A 2,586-nucleotide genomic window follows, 5' to 3' on the forward strand; every position below is an offset into this window, starting at 1 on the left:
CGGAGCCCCGGTTACCGGCCGTTCTCGGGAGCCGATATCGCATTCGCGGGTGCTGGCGACCGCCCGCCTGGTCGGGGCCCGGCCGGCCGGCCGCTGGGCGGAGCGCCGGGGCGCGGTGGGCGGTAGGCTGCTGGTTTCCGATCGCCAGATCGTGCCCGACCTCCACGCGAGGAGACTGCCCAGCTCATGCGCACCGCACGCCGCATCGACGCCATCCCGCCGTACCTGTTCGCCGAGATCGACCGGAAGATCGCCGAGCGCAAGGCGGCGGGGGTCGACGTCATCTCGTTCGGCGTCGGTGACCCCGACCTGCCCACCCCGGACTTCGTGGTCGAGGAGCTGGCCAGGGCGGCCGGCGACCCCTCGACCCACCAGTACCCGAGCTACTTCGGGCTGCCGTCGTTCCGGCGCGCGATCGCCGACTTCTACCGGCGCCGCTTCGGGGTCGAGCTCGACCCGGACACCCAGGTCCTGCCCCTGATCGGCTCCAAGGAGGGGATCGCCCACCTGCCGTGGGCGTTCGTCGACCCGGGCGACCAGGTGCTGGTGACCGAGCCCGGCTATCCCGTGTACGAGGTCGGGACGATCCTGGCCGGCGGCGCGCCGGTGCACATCCCGCTCACCGCCGCGGACGGCTGGTTCCCCGATTTCGCCGCCGTCGACCCGGCCACGGCGCCCCGGGCCAAGCTGCTGTGGCTCTGCTACCCGTCCAACCCGACCGGCGCGGTCGCCACCGCCGACCAGCTCCAGGAGGCGGTCCGGTTCGCGGCCGACCGCGACCTGCTGCTCGCCTACGACAACGCCTACTCCGAGATCACCTACGACGGCTTCGTCGCCCCGTCGGTCCTCCAGGTGCCGGGCGCCATGGACGTGGCCCTCGAGTTCGGCTCGCTGTCCAAGATCTTCAACATGACCGGCTGGCGGATCGGCTGGGCGGTCGGCAGCCCGGTGGCCATCGAGGCCCTCGGCCGGGTCAAGACCAACATCGACTCCGGCGTCTTCAACGCCGTGCAGCGGGCCGGGGTGGCCGCCCTGGAGAGCGGCATGCCGCACCTGCCCGGGCTGCTGGAGACCTACCGGCGCCGCCGCGACCGGATCATGGAGGTGTTCTGGGACGCCGGCTGGAAGGTCGACGCCCCCAAGGGCGCCCTGTACGTGTGGCTGCCGACCCCGCCGGGGGAGTCGAGCGTCGACTTCACCGCCCGGCTGCTGGACGAGGCCGGCGTGGTCGTCGCCCCCGGCACCGGCTACGGCCCGAGCGGCGAGGGCTACATCCGCCTCTCCATCACCATCCCCGACAGCCGCCTCGACGAGGGCTGCGAGCGGGTCCGCAAGGCGCTGGTCGGCCGCTAGGCGGACCAGGCCGGTGGGAAATGGCGGGACGGATCGGGGGCGACCCGCTACGGTGGATGGGATGAGTGAGCACACATTGACCGAAGCCCGCCGCGCCGACGGCGGGTCCGCGACCACCCCCACCCGCCCGGCCGACGAGGTCAAGCTCGTCGAGCTGCGCAAGCTCCGCCTCGAACGGGTGGTGCTCGTCGGCGTGGCCGTCGACGGGTCGGTCGAGCGCGCCGAGCGCTCGGTCGAGGAGCTGCACCGCCTGGCCGAGACGGCCGGGGCCGAGGTGCTGGACACCATGGTCCAGCGGCGGGCCCGCCCCGACGCCGGCACCTTCATCGGCAAGGGCAAGGCCAAGGAGCTGGCCGCGACCGTCAGGGCGCTCGAGGCCGACACCGTCATCATGGACGACGAGCTGTCCCCGGGGCAGCTCCGGCACCTGGAGGAGCTGGTCGACGCCAAGGTGATCGACCGCACCGTGCTGATCCTCGACATCTTCGCCCAGCACGCCACCAGCCGGGAGGGCAAGGCCCAGGTCGAGCTCGCCCAGCTCAACTACATGCTGCCCCGGCTGCGCGGCTGGGGCGAGAGCCTCACCCGGGTCGGCAGCGGCATGGGCTCCGGCGGGCCCATCGGCACCCGTGGCCCCGGCGAGACCAAGATGGAGGTCGACCGGCGCCGCATCCGCCGCCGGATCACCAAGCTCCGCCGCGACCTGGTCGACATGGCCCGGACCCGCGACGTCAAGCGGCGCGGCCGCGAGCGGGCCGGCGTCCCGGCCGTGGCCCTGGTCGGCTACACCAACGCCGGCAAGTCCACCCTGCTGAACCGCCTGTCCGGCGCCGGGGTGCTGGTCGAGGACAAGCTGTTCTCGACCCTGGACCCGACCACCCGGCGGCTCGACCTGCCCGGCGGGCGGGCCGCGACCTTCACCGACACCGTCGGGTTCATCGCCAAGCTGCCCCACGACCTGGTCGAGGCGTTCAAGTCGACCCTTGAGGAGGTGGCCCGGGCCGACCTGATCGTCCACCTGGTGGACGCGGCCCAGCCCGACCCGGCCGGCCAGATGGCCGCCGTCCGGTCGGTGCTCGGCGAGGTCGGGGCCGCCGACGTGCCCGAGCTGCTGGTGCTGAACAAGGTCGACCTGCTCGACGAGGTCAGCAGGGCCAGGCTGGCCCGGCTGCTCCCGGGCGTGCCGATGCTGTCGGCGGCCACCGGCGAAGGGGTCGACGAGCTGCTGGCGGC

The 2,586-nt window shown here is 73.4% G+C and carries 2 protein-coding genes; both read left to right on the plus strand.

Translation table 11 applies throughout. The features are described from left to right. Window positions 1–186: 186 nt before the first annotated feature. On the plus strand, window positions 187–1,353 hold the full coding sequence (locus VF468_04310; protein HEX5877537.1) for an LL-diaminopimelate aminotransferase: 1,167 nt from the start codon (window positions 187–189) through the stop codon (window positions 1,351–1,353). Window positions 1,354–1,414: 61 nt separating this feature from the next. Further along, window positions 1,415–2,586 (plus strand): GTPase HflX (gene hflX, locus VF468_04315; protein ID HEX5877538.1); only part of this gene is annotated, 1,172 nt, incomplete at its 3' end.

The sequence above is a fragment of the Actinomycetota bacterium genome (assembly GCA_036280995.1).
Taxonomy (GTDB): Bacteria; Actinomycetota; CALGFH01; order CALGFH01; family CALGFH01; genus CALGFH01.

Excerpts from the sequence above, each read along its gene's own strand:
- VF468_04310 (HEX5877537.1), top strand. The coding sequence starts at position 187 with ATGCGCACCGCACGCCGCATCGACGCCATCCCGCCGTACCTGTTCGCC.